Here is a 13,580-nt window from a genome sequence, read left to right on the forward strand (position 1 = left end):
GCGGCCGTCTGGACCCGGACCTGCGCCAGGGTCCGCGTCCTGGCCCTCGCCCGGGTCCGCGCCAGGGTCCGTGCCTGGACCGTCGGGTTGCTCGGCGCTCCCGGAGTGCGGAGCGCCGGGGATGCTGCGGGTGTTACGGCTGATGTGGCGGCGGCGCTGCCGGGTCCGGGTCTGGCTCTGGGTCCGGGTCTAGGTCCGGCTCTGGCTCGCCGGGCGTGAGCACGCCGTCCGTCTCCCGGTACTCCTCACCGGTGCGCGGGCAGCGCCACCGGCCCTCGCCGGCCGGCTCCAGCGGCTCGCCGGCCCGGCCGACCCACTTGATCCGACGGGCCGGGACACCGGCCACCAGCGCGAAGTCCGGGACGTCCCGGTGCACCACCGCACCGGCGGCGACCAGCGCCCAGCGGCCGACCGTCACCCCGGCGACCAGGACGGCACGACCGCCGATCGAGCAGCCCCGGCGGAGCGTCACCCCACGGGCGTCCCAGTCGTCGCCGCGCTTGAGCCGGCCGTCGACGTCCACCGAGCGCGGGTAGAGGTCGTTGGTGAGCACCGCGGCCGGGCCGACGAAGACGCCGTCCTCGACCACCGCCGGCTCGTACACCAGCGCGTGGTTCTGCAGTTTGACCCGGTCGCCGATCCGTACGCCGGGGCCGACGTAGGCACCCCGGCCGATGATGCAGTCGGCGCCGATCACCGCGTCCTCACGCACCTGGGCCAGGTGCCAGACGGTGGTGCCGGGGCCGAGCACGGCCCGGTCGTCGACGTCGGCGCTGGCCTCGACCCGGGCAACGGCGGCGGACCCGCCCTCGACTGTCCCCATGGCGCCCGACGATAGCGCCGGGCGGGGGGACGGGAGGGCGGGTCCGCGGGATTGGCCGGATCACCGCACGGGGCGGTGGGGCGGTGGGGTCCGGCGGCGCGGTCAGCGGCGCTCGGCGACGACGTTGCCGGGAGACGGGGCGCTGCTGCCGATCACCTTGCGGGCCAGCGAGCGCGGCGAAGTGAGGAAGCCGAAGCCCCAACTGAGGTGCATGGTGGCGAAGGCCACCGGAAGCATCGCCTTGGCCTTGGCGGAGAGGCCGCGCCCCTCGACCAGCGCGCCGCCGGTGATGCCCAGCAGGTAGGCGCCGGGCGCCGCCAGGAAGGCCGGGTGGACGGCCGCGCCGAGGACCAGCCCGAGCACCACGCCGAGGAAGGCGGCCGGCGGGGCGAGGTAGCGGAGGTTGACCGAGCCCTTGTGGTACCGGGTGACCACCCGGCGCCAGCGGCCGTAGTCCTTGTACTGCTTGGCCAGCGCCCGGACGTCGGGACGCGGCCGGTAGGTGACGCTCAGCTGCGGGGTGAACCAGACCAGGCCGCCGTCCTGCCGGATGCGGTAGTTCAGCTCCCAGTCCTGGGCGCGCACGAACTCCTCGTTGTAGCCGCCGAGCCGCTCCAGCACCTCGCGCCGGAACACCCCGAGGTAGACGGTGTCCGCCGGACCGGCCAGGCCGCCGGTGTGGAAGGCGGCGTTGCCGACGCCGATCTTGGAGGTCATCGCGGCGGCGACCGCGTTCTCCCACTCGGTCTCGCCCTCGGCGTGCATGACGCCGCCGACGTTGGCGGCCTCCATCTCGCCGAGCAGCCGGACCGCCGTGGTGATGTAGCCCGGGGTCAGCAGGCCGTGGCCGTCGACGCGGACCACTATCGGGTGGCTGGAGCCGCGAATGGCGGCGTTCAGCCCGGCGGGCGTACGACCGGTGGGGTTCTCCACGGTGCGTACCCGCGGGTCCTCGGCGGTCAGTTCGGCGGCGATCTCCGCGGTGCGGTCGGAGGACGGACCGAGGGCGATCACCACCTCCATCGGGCCGGCGTAGTCCTGTTCCAGGATGTGCCGGACGGCCGTGCGCAGGTGTCGTTCCTCGTTGAGCACCGGCATGATCACGGAGACCGCCGGCAGCTCCTCAGCAGCCTTGGTGTTCATCGGGGCCAACCGTACCGGTGCGGGCGGGCCGCCGTCCTGTCCCGGTCCGGGCTGCTCCGCAGGCCCCGGGGTCCGGGGCGGCCGGAGGAACGTTTCACCGATCGAGGCCGACCGTACTCCCGGGCCACGGCGCGCCCTCACCCGGCCCGGTGGAGGGCGCCCCTACCATCCGAGAGATGCCCGTCTCCCCCCTCTACGCCCGGTCCGGGGCCCAGCCCCGACGGCACCGTCCATGGCCCCGCCGGCTGGCCACGGGCATCGCCCTCGGTGTCCTCGCCACCTCCGGCGGCGGCTGGGCGCTCCTGCACGGCCTCGGCTCGATCGACCGGGTGGACGCCTTCAGCAACGACCAGGCCCGGCCGGCCGACGACGGCTCCACCACCTTCCTGGTGGTCGGCACCGACGAGCGTGACGGCATCCCGGAGCGGACGCTCAAGGACGTGCTGCACGCCGGCGGCGAGTCCTGCCACTGCACGGACACGATGATGATCGTCCAGCTCTCCGGGGACGGTTCGCGGGCCACTGTGATCAGCATCCCCCGCGACTCCTACGTCGACATCCCCGCCCACCGGGACCGGGTCACCCGCAAGGAGGTCCCGGCCGGCAAGGGAAGGATCAACGCCGCGTACGGGCTGGGCGGGCCGCAGCTGACCGTCGCCACCGTCGAACAGAACACCGGGCTGCGGATCGACCACTACCTACAGGTGAACTTCGCCGGGTTCGTCTCCGCCGTGGACGCCGTCGGCGGGGTGCGGGTCTGCACCGCCAAGCCGCTCAAGGACGAGTACTCCGGCCTCGACCTGCCCGCCGGCACCAGCACCCTGGACGGCGCCGGGGCACTCAAGTACGTCCGGGCCCGGCACCTGGACGGCAGCTCCGACCTGGGCCGGATGCACCGGCAGCAGAAGCTCGTCGCCCAGCTGCTGCACCAGCTGACCAGCGGCGGCACCCTGCTCAGCCCGGTCCGGCTGGCCCGGGTGACCGACAGCGTCCTCGGCTCGGTCAAGGCCGACAAGGGCCTCACGGCGGACGACCTGATCACCCTGGCGACCCGGATGAAGGACCTCACCGCCGGGCGGGCCGACTTCGCGACCGTGCCGCTGTCCGCGGTGGACCACCAGGTCCCCGGGTGGGGCTCGACGGTGCTCTGGGACCGGGCCGGGGCGCGGGCGCTGTTCGACGCGGTACGGGCCGGACGGCCGCCGACGGAGGCGACGGCCTCCGCCGCGCCGTCCGGCGCTTCCGGGCCGACCGCGGTGACGCCCCCGGCGACGCCCACGGCGGTGCCGGCCGTCGCCCCCGAGCAGGTGCACGTCCAGGTGTTCAACGCGGCGGGGGTCGCCGGGCTGGGGGCCCGGGCCGACGCCGATCTGCGGCGGGCCGGTTTCGCCACCACCGGTGCGCCGTCCAACGCCCCGGTCGGGACGGCGGGCGGACGGACCGTGATCCGGTACGACCCGCGCTGGGCCGAGTCGGCCCGGACGCTGTCCGGCGCGCTGCCGGAGGCCGAGCTGACGCCCGTCCCGGGGCTGGGGCCGACGCTGCAGGTGTACGTGGGCGGGGACTACCCGGCGGCCGCAAGCCCGCCGCTCGGGAGCCCGCCGCTCGGGAGCCCGCCGCCCGCAAGCCCGTCGCTCGGCGCGAAGGCGGTGAGTCCCTCGGTAGTGAGTCCCTCGGTAGTGAGTCCCTCGGCGGCGGTACCGGCACCGCCGCCGCCCGCGCCGACCGCCCAGGCACCCGGCGCGGGCACCGGCGCAGCGGCGGCCGACACGGCTGCGGGGGCCGGGCGGGCGAGCGACATCATCTGCCCCTGAGTCGGGCCCGAACCGCCACTCCCCCGCCCCCGGAGGTGCGCGGGAGGCAGGGAAGCAGGGCAGCCGCGGACGGACGGGAAGGGGCAGGGTGCGCATCGGCACCCTGCCCCTTCCTGCCGGGCGTCCCCCCGGCCCCCCGACCGGGGGGACGCCCTCGGGAGTCCGTCCGGGGTCGGACCGGTCCGACCCCGGACGGACCGGGTCAGTCCGTCGCGATGGCCGAGAGGACGTTCATCCGACCGGCCCGGAAGGCCGGGACGAGGGCGGCCAGCAGGCCGATGACCACCGAGGCGGCCAGCGTCGCGACGATCGTCCCGACCGGGACGGCGAGCGCCTCCAGCCCCTGCGACTTGAGCACCTGCTGGCCGGTGATCCCCCAGGCCAGGCCGAGGCCGGTGCCGAGCACCGCGCCGAACAGCGCGATCACCACGGATTCGAGGCGGATCATCCGGCGGAGCTGGCGGCGGGAGAGCCCGATCGCCCGGAGCAGGCCGATCTCGCGGGTCCGCTCGACCACCGAGAGCGCCAGGGTGTTGACGACGCCGAGCACCGCGACCACGATCGCCAGGCCGAGCAGGCCGTAGATCATGTAGAGCAGGGTGTTGACCTGCTCCTGGACGAGCTCCTTGTAGCCGGCCTGGTCGCGGACGGAGGCCTGCGGGTACTCCTTGAGTGACTCCTCCAGTGCGGCGAGCGTCTTGGTGACGTCCGCCCCGGAGACGGCCTTGCCGAAGAGCACCGCGTCGACCGGCAGGTCGGCGGCCGGGACCGCCTTCGTCACGGCGGCGAGGTCGGCGAAGGTGGAGCCGTCGAAGAGCGAGTTGCCCTTGGTCATGACGACCCCGACCGGCAGCGACTGGGTGCGCCCCTTGCCGTAGTCGATCCTGACGGTGTCGCCGACCTTGAGGCCGTGCTCCTTGGCGTAGTCCTCACCGACGGCCAGCGAGCCCTGCTTGAGCGACTCGGCGGTGCCCGCCTTGACCGGCAGGCGGAAGTCGTCGGCGAAGGTGGCGGAGACGGCGGAGATGCCGTCCTCCGTGGTCTTGCCGTCCGGCGTGATGAAGACCGCCGGGAGGAACTTCTGCTCGGTGACGTGGTCCACGCCCGAGGTCTTCCGCACCGCGTCGACCATGCCCGGGGTGATGCCGGTCTGCCCCGCCGAGATGATGTAGTCGGCGCCCACCGAGCGGTCGATCTGCTGGTTGGTGGACTCGATCACCGACGAGGTGAAGACCGAGGCGCCGATCACCAGCGCCAGTCCGATCATCAGCGCGGCGGCCGTGGCGCCGGTCCGCCGCGGGTTGCGCATCGCGTTGCGCTGGGCGAGCCTGCCGGACGGGCCGAACAGCGAGGGCAGGAACGCCCCCAGCACCCGGACCACGGTGGTGGCCAGCAGCGGGCCGAGGACCACGAAGCCGACCAGGGTGAGGAACACTCCCAGGCCCAGGTACTGGCCGCCGGTGGCGGCCTTCTCCGCCTTCGCGGCCAGGACCAGCAGGCCCCCGCCGCCCGCCGTCAGCACCAGACCGAGGACCGCCCGGACGGTGTTGGACCGGGCCTCGGCCGGGGTCCCGTGGTCGCGCAGGGCGGCGATCGGCGCGATCCGGCTGGCCCGGCGGGCCGGGATCCAGGCCGCGAGCACGGTGATCACGATGCCCACCGCGTACCCGGCGAGCGGGACGTTCAGCCCGATCTTCAGGTCCGAGGCGCTGAGGTGCATGCCGGCGGCGTTCATCAGCTGGATCAGCCCGACCGCGAGGCCGAGCCCGGCACCGATGCCGAGCGTCGAACCCACCGCGCCGAGGAGCAGTGCCTCCACCAGCACCGAGCGGTTGACCTGGCGGCGGCTGCCGCCGACGGCACGGAGCAGGCCGATCTCCCGGGTGCGCTGGGCGACCAGCATCGAGAAGGTGTTGATGATCAGGAAGCCGCCGACCAGCAGCGAGACACCGGCGAACCCGAGCATGGCGTACTTCATGAAGTCGAGGAAGGACCCGACGTCCTTGGCCCCCTCCTCCTTCTGCTCGGCGGCCGTCTTCGCCTGGTAGCCGCCGCCGAGCTTGGCGAGGGAGTCGGCCTTGAGCTGGTCGTCGGAGCGGCTGCCGTCGCCGAACAGCTCGACGGAGGTGTAGGCGGCCTGCCCCAGCAGGAGGCCCTGCGCCGTCGGGGTGTCGAGGAAGGCCAGTGCCGCGCCCGGGTTGGTGGTCCTGAAGGTGGCGATACCGGCGATGGTGAGGTCGTGCTTGCCGTCCGCGGTGAGCACGCGCAGCTTCCCGCCGAGGGCGAGACCGGCCTTCTTCGCCGTGTCGGCGTCGAGCACGACCTGGTCGGCGCCCTGCGGCGCGTGACCGGAGGTGATCTCGACCGGGTTGCGCGGGGTGTCCGCCCAGTTGCCGGTCATCGTCGGGGCGCCGTTGGTCGGGCCGACCTTCTTGTTGGTGGCCGGGTCGACCAGGACGGCGTTGGTGACGAAGATCTGACCGATCGCGGACTTCACGCCGGGAACGACGGAGACCTTCTGGAGGGTGTCGACGGGTATCGTCCGCGCCTTGCCCCGGGCGTCGTCGTCCTCCTCGCCGAACTCGGCCTTGGCCGGCTGGACGGAGAGGTCGGAGGCGGTCGAGGCGAAGAGCTTGTCGAAGGTGCTGGTCGCGGTGTTGGAGAACACCAGCGTCCCGGAGACGAACGCGACCGACAGCACGACCGCGACCAGGGAGAGCAGCATCCGGCCCTTGTGGGCGAAGAAGCTTCTGAGTGACGTCTTGAGCAGCATGGTCCGGTGTCCCCCGCGCTCAGCTGGTGCGCTTGCCGTCGAAGCGACGCATGCGCTCCAGGACGGAATCAGCGGTCGGGGCGTACATCTCGTCGACGATCACGCCGTCGGCGAGGAAGAGCACGCGGTCCGCGTAGCCGGCGGCGACCGGGTCGTGGGTGACCATGACGATGGTCTGGCCCAGCTCGTCGACCGAGCGGCGCAGGAAGGAGAGCACCTCGGCGCCGGAGCGGGAGTCGAGGTTTCCGGTGGGCTCGTCCCCGAAGATGATCTCCGGGCGGGCGGCCAGCGCCCGGGCCACCGCGACGCGCTGCTGCTGGCCGCCGGAGAGCTGGGTCGGGCGGTGCTTGAGGCGGTCCGCCAGGCCGACGGTCTCCACCACCCGGTCGAGCCAGGCGGCGTCCGGCTTGCGCCCGGCGATGTCCATCGGGAGCGTGATGTTCTCCAGCGCGTTCAGTGTCGGGAGCAGGTTGAACGCCTGGAAGATGAAGCCGATCTTGTCCCGGCGCAGCTTGGTGAGCTGCTTGTCCTTCAGGCCCGTGATCTCGGTGTCACCGATCCAGATGCGTCCCTCGGTGACCGTGTCCAGCCCGGCCAGGCAGTGCATCAGGGTCGACTTGCCGGAGCCCGAGGGCCCCATGATCGCGGTGAACCGGCCGCGCTGGATGTCGACGTCGACCGCGTCCAGCGCGGTGACCCTGGTCTCGCCCGAACCGTAGGCCTTGGTCACCTGACGCGCCGAGGCGGCGGCGGCAGGGGCACCGCCGGGAAGCTGGGGGTCGTACACGGCTGCTGCTGCCGTCGTCACGTGCGTCTCCTAAGAAGTGGGCCCACCCGTTGCCCCCAGCCTCGTCCTCACCACCTGCCCTGCGACATCGCGCAGGGGATAGTTCTTGACCGGGAGTTAGCCCCACCCTCCCGGTGTACCGGAAGCCCGGACCCGACAGAGGCGGGCCCGTTTCGGACGGGTGGGGACAGGAACCACGTTAGGAGTCGGGGCCCACCGTCCTCGTCATCCGACGGGAGGAAGAGGCCCAACCGTAGTTGTACGGGGCGCGGCACCCCTCCCCCTAGGGGTAGCCGCGCCCCACCTCAGGGTGGGCCCGTACGGGAACGCTTCTGACGCTCGGTCATCCCGTTTCGGTTCGCATCCGCACCGGCCGCGGGGGGCGGCCCGGGACGCCCGGTCAGGACGCCAGGACCGGAGTGGCGAGCCGCTCCAGCGCGGTGGCGAACCCGTCCACCACCGGGCGGAGCAGCACGTCCGTCTCACGCTCGATCACGGTGGCGCCGTCCTCCCGGACGGTGATGTGGCGGTCGAGCACGAACCAGCCCTGGGTGATGTGACCCGCCCCCATCGAGCTGAGCACCGGACGCAACGCGTAGTCCACCGCCAGCACGTGCGCGGTGGAGCCGCCGGTGGCGAGCGGCAGGACGGCCTTGTCCCGGAGCGCGAACTGCGGCAGCACGTCGAGCAGCGTCTTGAGCAGGCCCGAGTAGGCGGCCTTGTAGACCGGGGTGCCGATCACCACGCCGTCCGCCTCGGCGAACAGCTCCAGGGCGGCCACTATCTCCGGATGCGAGAAGTCGGCGGTGAGCAGCGCGTGCGCCGGCAGGCTGCGCACCTCGAAGGGGACGACGCGGTGGCCGCGCGACTCCAGCTGTGCGTCCACGTGGCGCAGCAGGCGGGTGGTGCGGGAGGTGGCGGACGGGGAGCCGGAGACGGACAGGACGGTGGCCATGGGTTCACCTCGGGGAGGAAGCGGGCGGAACTGCGGGCGGCACGGCACCTCGGCGGCGTCGGACCCACCGGCCCGGCGGCGGGCCGGACGGACGGCGGGCCGGGCGGGGCAGCGGTCAGCGCGCTGCGCGGGCAGCGTCGAGAAGGGGGAGAAGAGGAGGGAGTGGCGGGTTCGACGGTCGAGCGTCAGCCACAACAGAGCGAACAGGACACACGCAGAAGGTCGACGTGACGCCGACGCGTGAGGGTCCATCGCTGATCCATGGCATTCATGCAAACACGCAGCGTTCCGGACGGTCAAGGATCGTCCCGGCAGCCGAACACCAGGTGAGACGGATGGTGAGACGGCAGGTGCGGCGGGTGGCGGCCCGGAGGCCCCGCGGGCTGTGCGGCGGACGCCCCGCGAGCGGCTCGGCGGGCCCCGCGGAGGACGGCGCGGCGGGGCCGGACGGTGCATGGCGGGCGAACGACCGTTGCGCGGCGCGGCGGTGGCGTGCGGTGGCGGGCCGGGCACCCCGCGTACGCCCGTCCGGGACCTTGCCGCGGAACGATCCGGCGCGTGCATCAAAACTGCTACAAGGGTCCTGGTGAGGGCCCCGGGGGGAGTCACCGCACCCGACGTCGGGCATCCTCTCCCACATGAACACGTGGCAGGAGGGCCGCCCCGGTGGCGGCGGGAACTCGTACGGCAGCGGCAACGGTGGCGGTGGCGGCGCGTACGGGCAGAGCGGTGGCGGCGCCCAGGCCGAGCCGCCGCTGCCCTCCTCGATGAACCCGCGCGGTCCGGGCGCCCCGGCGCCCCGGCAGCCGCAGCCGCCGCAGTCCCCGCCCCAGCAGTACGGGCAGCCGGCGGGCGGCGGGCGGCCGGGCGGCGGTCAGACGCAGCCGCCCGGGTACGGGCCGGCCCAGGGCTACGGCCGGCCGCAGCAGTACGGGCAGCCCGACGGGCGACCGGGGGTGCCCCCGCAGGGGACGCCCGGCGGCCCCGGCGCACCCGGGGGACCGATAGCCCCCGGCGGCTCCCAGCCGCCCGCGGCCGCCCGTCCGTCGCGTTGGCCGCGGCGCCGGATCGTCAAGTGGTCGGTCTTCGGCGTCCTGATCGCGCTGATGGTCACGACCGTCTCCACCTGGTTCTGGGCGGACTCCAAGCTCAACCACGAGAACGTGCTCGCCGACTACCCCGGCCGCCCCGCCGCGGGCAAGGGCACCAACTGGCTGATCGTCGGTTCCGACAGCCGCAACGGCCTCTCCGACTCCCAGGAGGAGGACCTTCACACCGGTCACGCGGGCGGCAAGCGCAGTGACTCGATGATGGTCCTGCACGTCGGGGAGAACGGGAACACCCTGATGAGCATCCCGCGCGACTCGTGGGTGCCGATCCCGGACCGCCCGGGCGACAACGGCAAGACCGTCAAGTCCGCTCCCGCGAAGATCAATTCGGCCTTCGCGCTGGGCGGCGGGAAGCTGCTGGCGCAGACCGTCGAGATGAACACCGGCATCCGCATCGACCACTACGCCGAGATCGGTTTCGCCGGCTTCGTGGGCATCGTCGACTCGGTCGGCGGCGTGGACATGTGCATCGAGCAGGACGTCAAGGACAAGGACTCCGGCCTCGACCTCAAGGCCGGCTGCCAGACCCTCAGCGGCACCCAGTCGCTGGCCTTCGTCCGCCAGCGCCACCAGATGGCCGACCAGGACCTCGGCCGGATGCGCAACCAGCAGCAGTTCCTCGGCGCCCTGGCCAAGCAGGCGGCCTCCCCCGCCACGGTGCTCAACCCGTTCACCTTCTACCCGCTGGTCTCCTCCGGCCTCGGCACCCTGATCGTCGACGAGGACGCCGGACTGACCGACCTCGGCTCGCTGTTCCTCGCCATGAAGGACGTCAACGGCGGCAGCGGCAAGAGCATCACCGTGCCGATCGCCAACCCGGACTTCAGGACCAGCACCGGGGAGTCGGCGGTCAAGTGGGACACCGCCAAGGCGAAGCAGGTCTTCGAGGCCTTCAAGAACGACACGGCCGTGCCCGAGGTCAAGTGACCGCGGGTCCTGCGTGACGCCGTGTAACGCTCCCGACACAATGGGTGGATGTCTCTCGTCACCGCGCTGATCTACCGCCGCCGTCACCGCCTCCTGGGCCGCCTGGTCCAGGAGGCGCTCGCCGTCTACGGGATGGAGGTGCCGGCCGCCGCCGAGATCGGGCCCGGCCTGGTCGTCTTCCACCGCGGCTTCGGCACCGTCCTGCACCCGTACACCACGCTCGGCTCGGGCGTGACGCTGTACAACGGCGTGACCGTCGGCCGGGCCGACCCGTGGGTGCCGCAGGAGCTGAGCCCGATGCGCCGCGTGGTGGTCGAGGACGGCGCGGTGCTCTGCGCGGGCGCCAAGGTGGTCTGCAAGGAGGGCGTGCTGACCGTGGGGGCGGGCACCGTCGTCGGCGCCAACGCGGTGCTCACCCGTTCCACCGGCCCGGGCGAGGTCTGGGCCGGCGCCCCCGCCCGCAAGGTGGGGACACGGGCGGGATGGGAGGGTGAGCGACCGCGCGTGGCGCCGCAGGCGGTGGCGGCGGTGACGGGACCCTAGGCGCCGGTGCCCGGTGACCCGGCGGCGCGGTCCGGACCGGACCGGACCGATCAGGGGACGACGATCTGCCGGAGGTGGCCCGTGGCGCACTCCGCGTACCGCTGGACCGGCTCGCCCTCCCCGTCGCACCCCTCCGTCTCGCCGGCGAACCCGTAGTGGATCTCCGGCCCACCGGCGCCGCCGGTCCACCAGGCATCCGCCAGGTGCACCACGAGGGTGGCCGGGTGGTGCGGCTCGGGGCGCTCCAGGACGAGCTCGCGGAGGGTCTCGCCGGGCCGGAAGGCGATCACCGTCTCGCTGGTCCGGATCCGCGCCCGGCCGTCCCCCCGGTCGCAGGCCCAGTAGGCGGCCACCTTGACGTCCAACCGGCCCTCGACGCTGCCCTCGCCCGGGCGGACGTACTCCTCCTCGGGCACCCAGCGGGCGTGGTTGCGGATGTCGTCCGGCCCGAACCACTCCGCCCAGGTGACCCAGTAGCCGGCGACCCGTTTGAGCGTCATGCCCTCGCGCACGATCCGCACCGGGATGCGGGTCGGGTTCGCCGGCTCGTCGACGAGCAGCACGCGGCCCTGGCGGTCGACGCGGGTGCCACTGTGCGCCTCGAAGGACAGGACGGTCACCTGCTCGAACGTCACCTCGGCGTCGTCCCTGCGTCGACTCGACTGACTCATGGGTGGAACCACCTTGCCGGAGAGCTGAGTTGGTCGGCAGCGGGCACCCCGGAACCGGTGATCCACCCGCGCCAGGGCAGCCTACGGTGCACGGACGGTCGCGATCCGTGATTCCGACGAAGCCGCCCGAACCGGTCGGTGCGCGGCTATTCTGCGCGTGCACACCACGTGGAGGAGGTCGGTCCCGAATGGGCGACGCACACTGGCGGGAGCTCCGCCGGGAGCCGATCCACAGCGCGTACGGGCGCGGCACGGACCGGGTGACCTTCGCCCTCCCGGACGGCCGCGAGGGCGTCTACCACCTCGCGAACGAGTACTCGGCCGCCACCGTCGTCGCCCTGACCCCGGACCGGCGGATCCTCCTGACCAGGCAGTTCAGGCCCGGCCCGCAGGCCCTGCTGTACGAGCTGCCGGGCGGTGTGGTGGAACCCGGCGAGGCGCCGGAGCACGCCGCGGCCCGCGAACTCGCCGAGGAGACCGGCTACCGGGGCACCGTCGAACTCGCGGCCGCCGCCTGGCACGACGCCTACTCCAACGCCCGCCGCTACGCCTTCGTCGCCACCGACTGCACCCCCGCGTCCCGACCGGCGCCCGACCGGGACGAGTTCATCGAGGTCGTGCCGATGCCGCTGGAGGAGTTCAGGGCCACCGTGCTGCGGCGCGGGCTGCTCACCGACGTCGGGCCGGCCTACCTGGGCCTGGACCACCTCGGGTTGCTGTAGGCCGATCCCGCGGAGCTCGCCGGAGGGCCACCGGGCCGTGGCAGGATCGGGCGGACGTTTCCCCACCACTCCCGGAGGCATCCCGTGGCCGAGCAGCTGTACGCCGTCCTCAAGACCAACCACGGTGACATCACCGTCAAGCTCTTCCAGTTCCACACCCCGAAGACCGTGCGCAACTTCGTCGAACTCGCCGAGGGCGCCCGGGAGTGGACCGATCCGGCGACCGGGGAGCCGAGCACCGCCCGGCTCTACGACGGCACCACGTTCCACCGGGTCATCCCCGGCTTCATGATCCAGGGCGGCGATCCGCTCGGCACCGGCACCGGCGGTCCCGGCTACTCGTTCCCGGACGAGTTCCACCCCGAGCTCTTCTTCACCAAGCCCTACCTGCTGGCGATGGCCAACTCGGGCCCCCACTCCAACGGCTCGCAGTTCTTCATCACCGTCCGCGCGACCCCGCACCTGAACCGCAAGCACACCATCTTCGGCGAGGTCGCCGACGAGGCCGGCCGGAAGGTCGTCGACTCCGTCGCCGCCACCCCCACCGGCCCGGGCGACCTCCCGCTCGACGCCGTGGTCGTCGAGTCGGTCGTGATCGAGCGCCGCTGACGTCGCACCGTCGCACCGTCGCCGCTCGACGGCGCGCGGGCGGCCCGCCGAAGGCTCCGGAGCGGGGGGGCCGACCCGTCCGGCCTCCCGCTCCCTACACCGGGCGGGCGAACACCAGCTCCAGCACCGCCCGCGCCAACTCCTCGACGTCCGCCTCGCCCCGGCTCTCCGGCAGGGCGCCGTTCAGCCAGAGGGCGGCGAAGCCGTGCGCCAGCGACCAGGCCGCGATCGTCGACAGCCGGTCCGCGCCCCCCGACGGCGACAGCTTCCGCCCGCTCGCCGCCAGCACCGCGCCCGCCCGCTCCCTCGCCGCGGCCATCTCCGGGTCGTCCGCCCGGTACAGCTCCGGCCGGAACATCACCTCGAAGTACGCCCGGTGGTCGACCGCGAACCGCACGTACGCCACCCCCGCCCCGAACGGGTCCCCCGCCGCGCGCTCCAGGCTGTCCGCGAACAGCTCGAACCCCTCCGCCGCCACCGCGGTCAGCACGCCCGCCTTGTCGCCGAAGTGGTGCGCCGGCGCGGCGTGCGACACCCCCGCCCGCCGTGCCAGCTCGCGCAGGCTCCACCCCGACGGCCCGGACTCGGCGATGGCGGCCAGCGCGGCGTCCAGTACCGCCCGCCGCAGGTTCCCGTGGTGGTAGCCCGGTCGCTCCTGGTCGGTCGTCGCCATGTCCGTTCCTCTCCTGGGTGATCCCCCCACC

13 protein-coding genes are annotated in these 13,580 nt (G+C 73.3%); 5 read left to right on the forward strand and 8 right to left on the reverse strand.

What is annotated here, in order from left to right; genetic code table 11:
- Positions 1 to 133: 133 nt before the first annotated feature.
- Both ABZY91_RS19400 and ABZY91_RS19405 read right to left on the reverse strand, forming a co-directional pair.
- Positions 134 to 823, reverse strand: a complete 690-nt coding sequence (locus ABZY91_RS19400) for an acyltransferase (RefSeq protein ID WP_355403832.1) — start codon at positions 821 to 823, stop codon at positions 134 to 136.
- 102 nt (positions 824 to 925) lie between these two features.
- Entirely contained in the window at positions 926 to 1,966 is a 1,041-nt protein-coding gene (locus ABZY91_RS19405; protein WP_355403834.1) for a glycosyltransferase family 2 protein, read from the reverse strand.
- Positions 1,967 to 2,142: 176 nt separating this feature from the next.
- Here ABZY91_RS19405 and ABZY91_RS19410 point away from each other — a divergent pair, with 176 nt between their 5' ends.
- A complete protein-coding gene (locus ABZY91_RS19410) occupies positions 2,143 to 3,780 on the forward strand; it encodes an LCP family protein (RefSeq protein ID WP_355403836.1) in 1,638 nt (545 codons plus the stop codon).
- Between the two features lie 202 nt (positions 3,781 to 3,982).
- On the opposite strand, the gene ABZY91_RS19415 is transcribed toward ABZY91_RS19410, so the two are convergent.
- The 4 genes from ABZY91_RS19415 to ABZY91_RS19430 all read right to left on the reverse strand — a co-directional run bounded on the left by ABZY91_RS19415 (position 3,983) and on the right by ABZY91_RS19430 (position 8,567).
- Positions 3,983 to 6,553: an FtsX-like permease family protein gene (locus ABZY91_RS19415; RefSeq protein ID WP_355403838.1), complete on the reverse strand. Its 2,571-nt coding sequence runs from the start codon at positions 6,551 to 6,553 to the stop codon at positions 3,983 to 3,985.
- Positions 6,554 to 6,572: 19 nt separating this feature from the next.
- Entirely contained in the window at positions 6,573 to 7,340 is a 768-nt protein-coding gene (locus tag ABZY91_RS19420; protein ID WP_329882793.1) for an ABC transporter ATP-binding protein, read from the reverse strand.
- A 400-nt stretch (positions 7,341 to 7,740) separates the two neighbouring features.
- Positions 7,741 to 8,295, reverse strand: a complete 555-nt coding sequence (ssuE, locus tag ABZY91_RS19425) for an NADPH-dependent FMN reductase (protein ID WP_329882758.1) — start codon at positions 8,293 to 8,295, stop codon at positions 7,741 to 7,743.
- A gap of 185 nt (positions 8,296 to 8,480) precedes the next feature.
- Entirely contained in the window at positions 8,481 to 8,567 is an 87-nt protein-coding gene (locus ABZY91_RS19430) for a putative leader peptide (protein ID WP_355403890.1), read from the reverse strand.
- 366 nt (positions 8,568 to 8,933) lie between these two features.
- On the opposite strand from ABZY91_RS19430, the gene ABZY91_RS19435 reads away from it, so the two are divergent.
- Positions 8,934 to 10,331: an LCP family protein gene (locus ABZY91_RS19435; protein ID WP_355403840.1), complete on the forward strand. Its 1,398-nt coding sequence runs from the start codon at positions 8,934 to 8,936 to the stop codon at positions 10,329 to 10,331.
- A gap of 48 nt (positions 10,332 to 10,379) precedes the next feature.
- The gene (locus ABZY91_RS19440) at positions 10,380 to 10,874 is read left to right on the forward strand and encodes a hypothetical protein (RefSeq protein WP_355403842.1); all 495 of its coding nucleotides are present in this window, start codon (positions 10,380 to 10,382) and stop codon (positions 10,872 to 10,874) included.
- A gap of 50 nt (positions 10,875 to 10,924) precedes the next feature.
- Here ABZY91_RS19440 and ABZY91_RS19445 read toward each other — a convergent pair whose 3' ends face one another.
- Positions 10,925 to 11,545: a hypothetical protein gene (locus ABZY91_RS19445; RefSeq protein WP_355403844.1), complete on the reverse strand. Its 621-nt coding sequence runs from the start codon at positions 11,543 to 11,545 to the stop codon at positions 10,925 to 10,927.
- Positions 11,546 to 11,733: 188 nt separating this feature from the next.
- Between ABZY91_RS19445 and ABZY91_RS19450 the strand changes: the two genes are divergently transcribed.
- Together ABZY91_RS19450 and ABZY91_RS19455 are read left to right on the forward strand one after the other, a co-directional pair.
- Positions 11,734 to 12,267: an NUDIX hydrolase gene (locus ABZY91_RS19450; protein WP_355403847.1), complete on the forward strand. Its 534-nt coding sequence runs from the start codon at positions 11,734 to 11,736 to the stop codon at positions 12,265 to 12,267.
- An 84-nt stretch (positions 12,268 to 12,351) separates the two neighbouring features.
- Positions 12,352 to 12,876 (forward strand): peptidylprolyl isomerase, encoded by a 525-nt coding sequence (locus tag ABZY91_RS19455; protein WP_355403849.1) that lies wholly within the window; start codon positions 12,352 to 12,354, stop codon positions 12,874 to 12,876.
- A gap of 94 nt (positions 12,877 to 12,970) precedes the next feature.
- On the opposite strand, the gene ABZY91_RS19460 is transcribed toward ABZY91_RS19455, so the two are convergent.
- On the reverse strand, positions 12,971 to 13,549 hold the full coding sequence (locus ABZY91_RS19460) for a TetR/AcrR family transcriptional regulator (protein WP_355403850.1): 579 nt from the start codon (positions 13,547 to 13,549) through the stop codon (positions 12,971 to 12,973).
- Positions 13,550 to 13,580 lie beyond the last annotated feature (31 nt).

The organism is Kitasatospora sp. NPDC002965 (genome assembly GCF_040611255.1).
In the GTDB taxonomy this organism is placed as follows: Bacteria; Actinomycetota; Actinomycetes; order Streptomycetales; family Streptomycetaceae; genus Kitasatospora.

Coding starts and splice junctions, on each gene's coding strand:
- ABZY91_RS19400 (WP_355403832.1), bottom strand. CDS start 823: ATGGGGACAGTCGAGGGCGGGTCCGCCGCCGTTGCCCGGGTCGAGGCC.
- ABZY91_RS19405 (WP_355403834.1), bottom strand. CDS start 1,966: ATGAACACCAAGGCTGCTGAGGAGCTGCCGGCGGTCTCCGTGATCATG.
- ABZY91_RS19410 (WP_355403836.1), top strand. CDS start 2,143: ATGCCCGTCTCCCCCCTCTACGCCCGGTCCGGGGCCCAGCCCCGACGG.
- ABZY91_RS19415 (WP_355403838.1), bottom strand. CDS start 6,553: ATGCTGCTCAAGACGTCACTCAGAAGCTTCTTCGCCCACAAGGGCCGG.
- ssuE (WP_329882758.1), bottom strand. CDS start 8,295: ATGGCCACCGTCCTGTCCGTCTCCGGCTCCCCGTCCGCCACCTCCCGC.
- ABZY91_RS19430 (WP_355403890.1), bottom strand. CDS start 8,567: ATGAATGCCATGGATCAGCGATGGACCCTCACGCGTCGGCGTCACGTC.
- ABZY91_RS19435 (WP_355403840.1), top strand. CDS start 8,934: ATGAACACGTGGCAGGAGGGCCGCCCCGGTGGCGGCGGGAACTCGTAC.
- ABZY91_RS19440 (WP_355403842.1), top strand. CDS start 10,380: ATGTCTCTCGTCACCGCGCTGATCTACCGCCGCCGTCACCGCCTCCTG.
- ABZY91_RS19445 (WP_355403844.1), bottom strand. CDS start 11,545: ATGAGTCAGTCGAGTCGACGCAGGGACGACGCCGAGGTGACGTTCGAG.
- ABZY91_RS19450 (WP_355403847.1), top strand. CDS start 11,734: ATGGGCGACGCACACTGGCGGGAGCTCCGCCGGGAGCCGATCCACAGC.
- ABZY91_RS19460 (WP_355403850.1), bottom strand. CDS start 13,549: ATGGCGACGACCGACCAGGAGCGACCGGGCTACCACCACGGGAACCTG.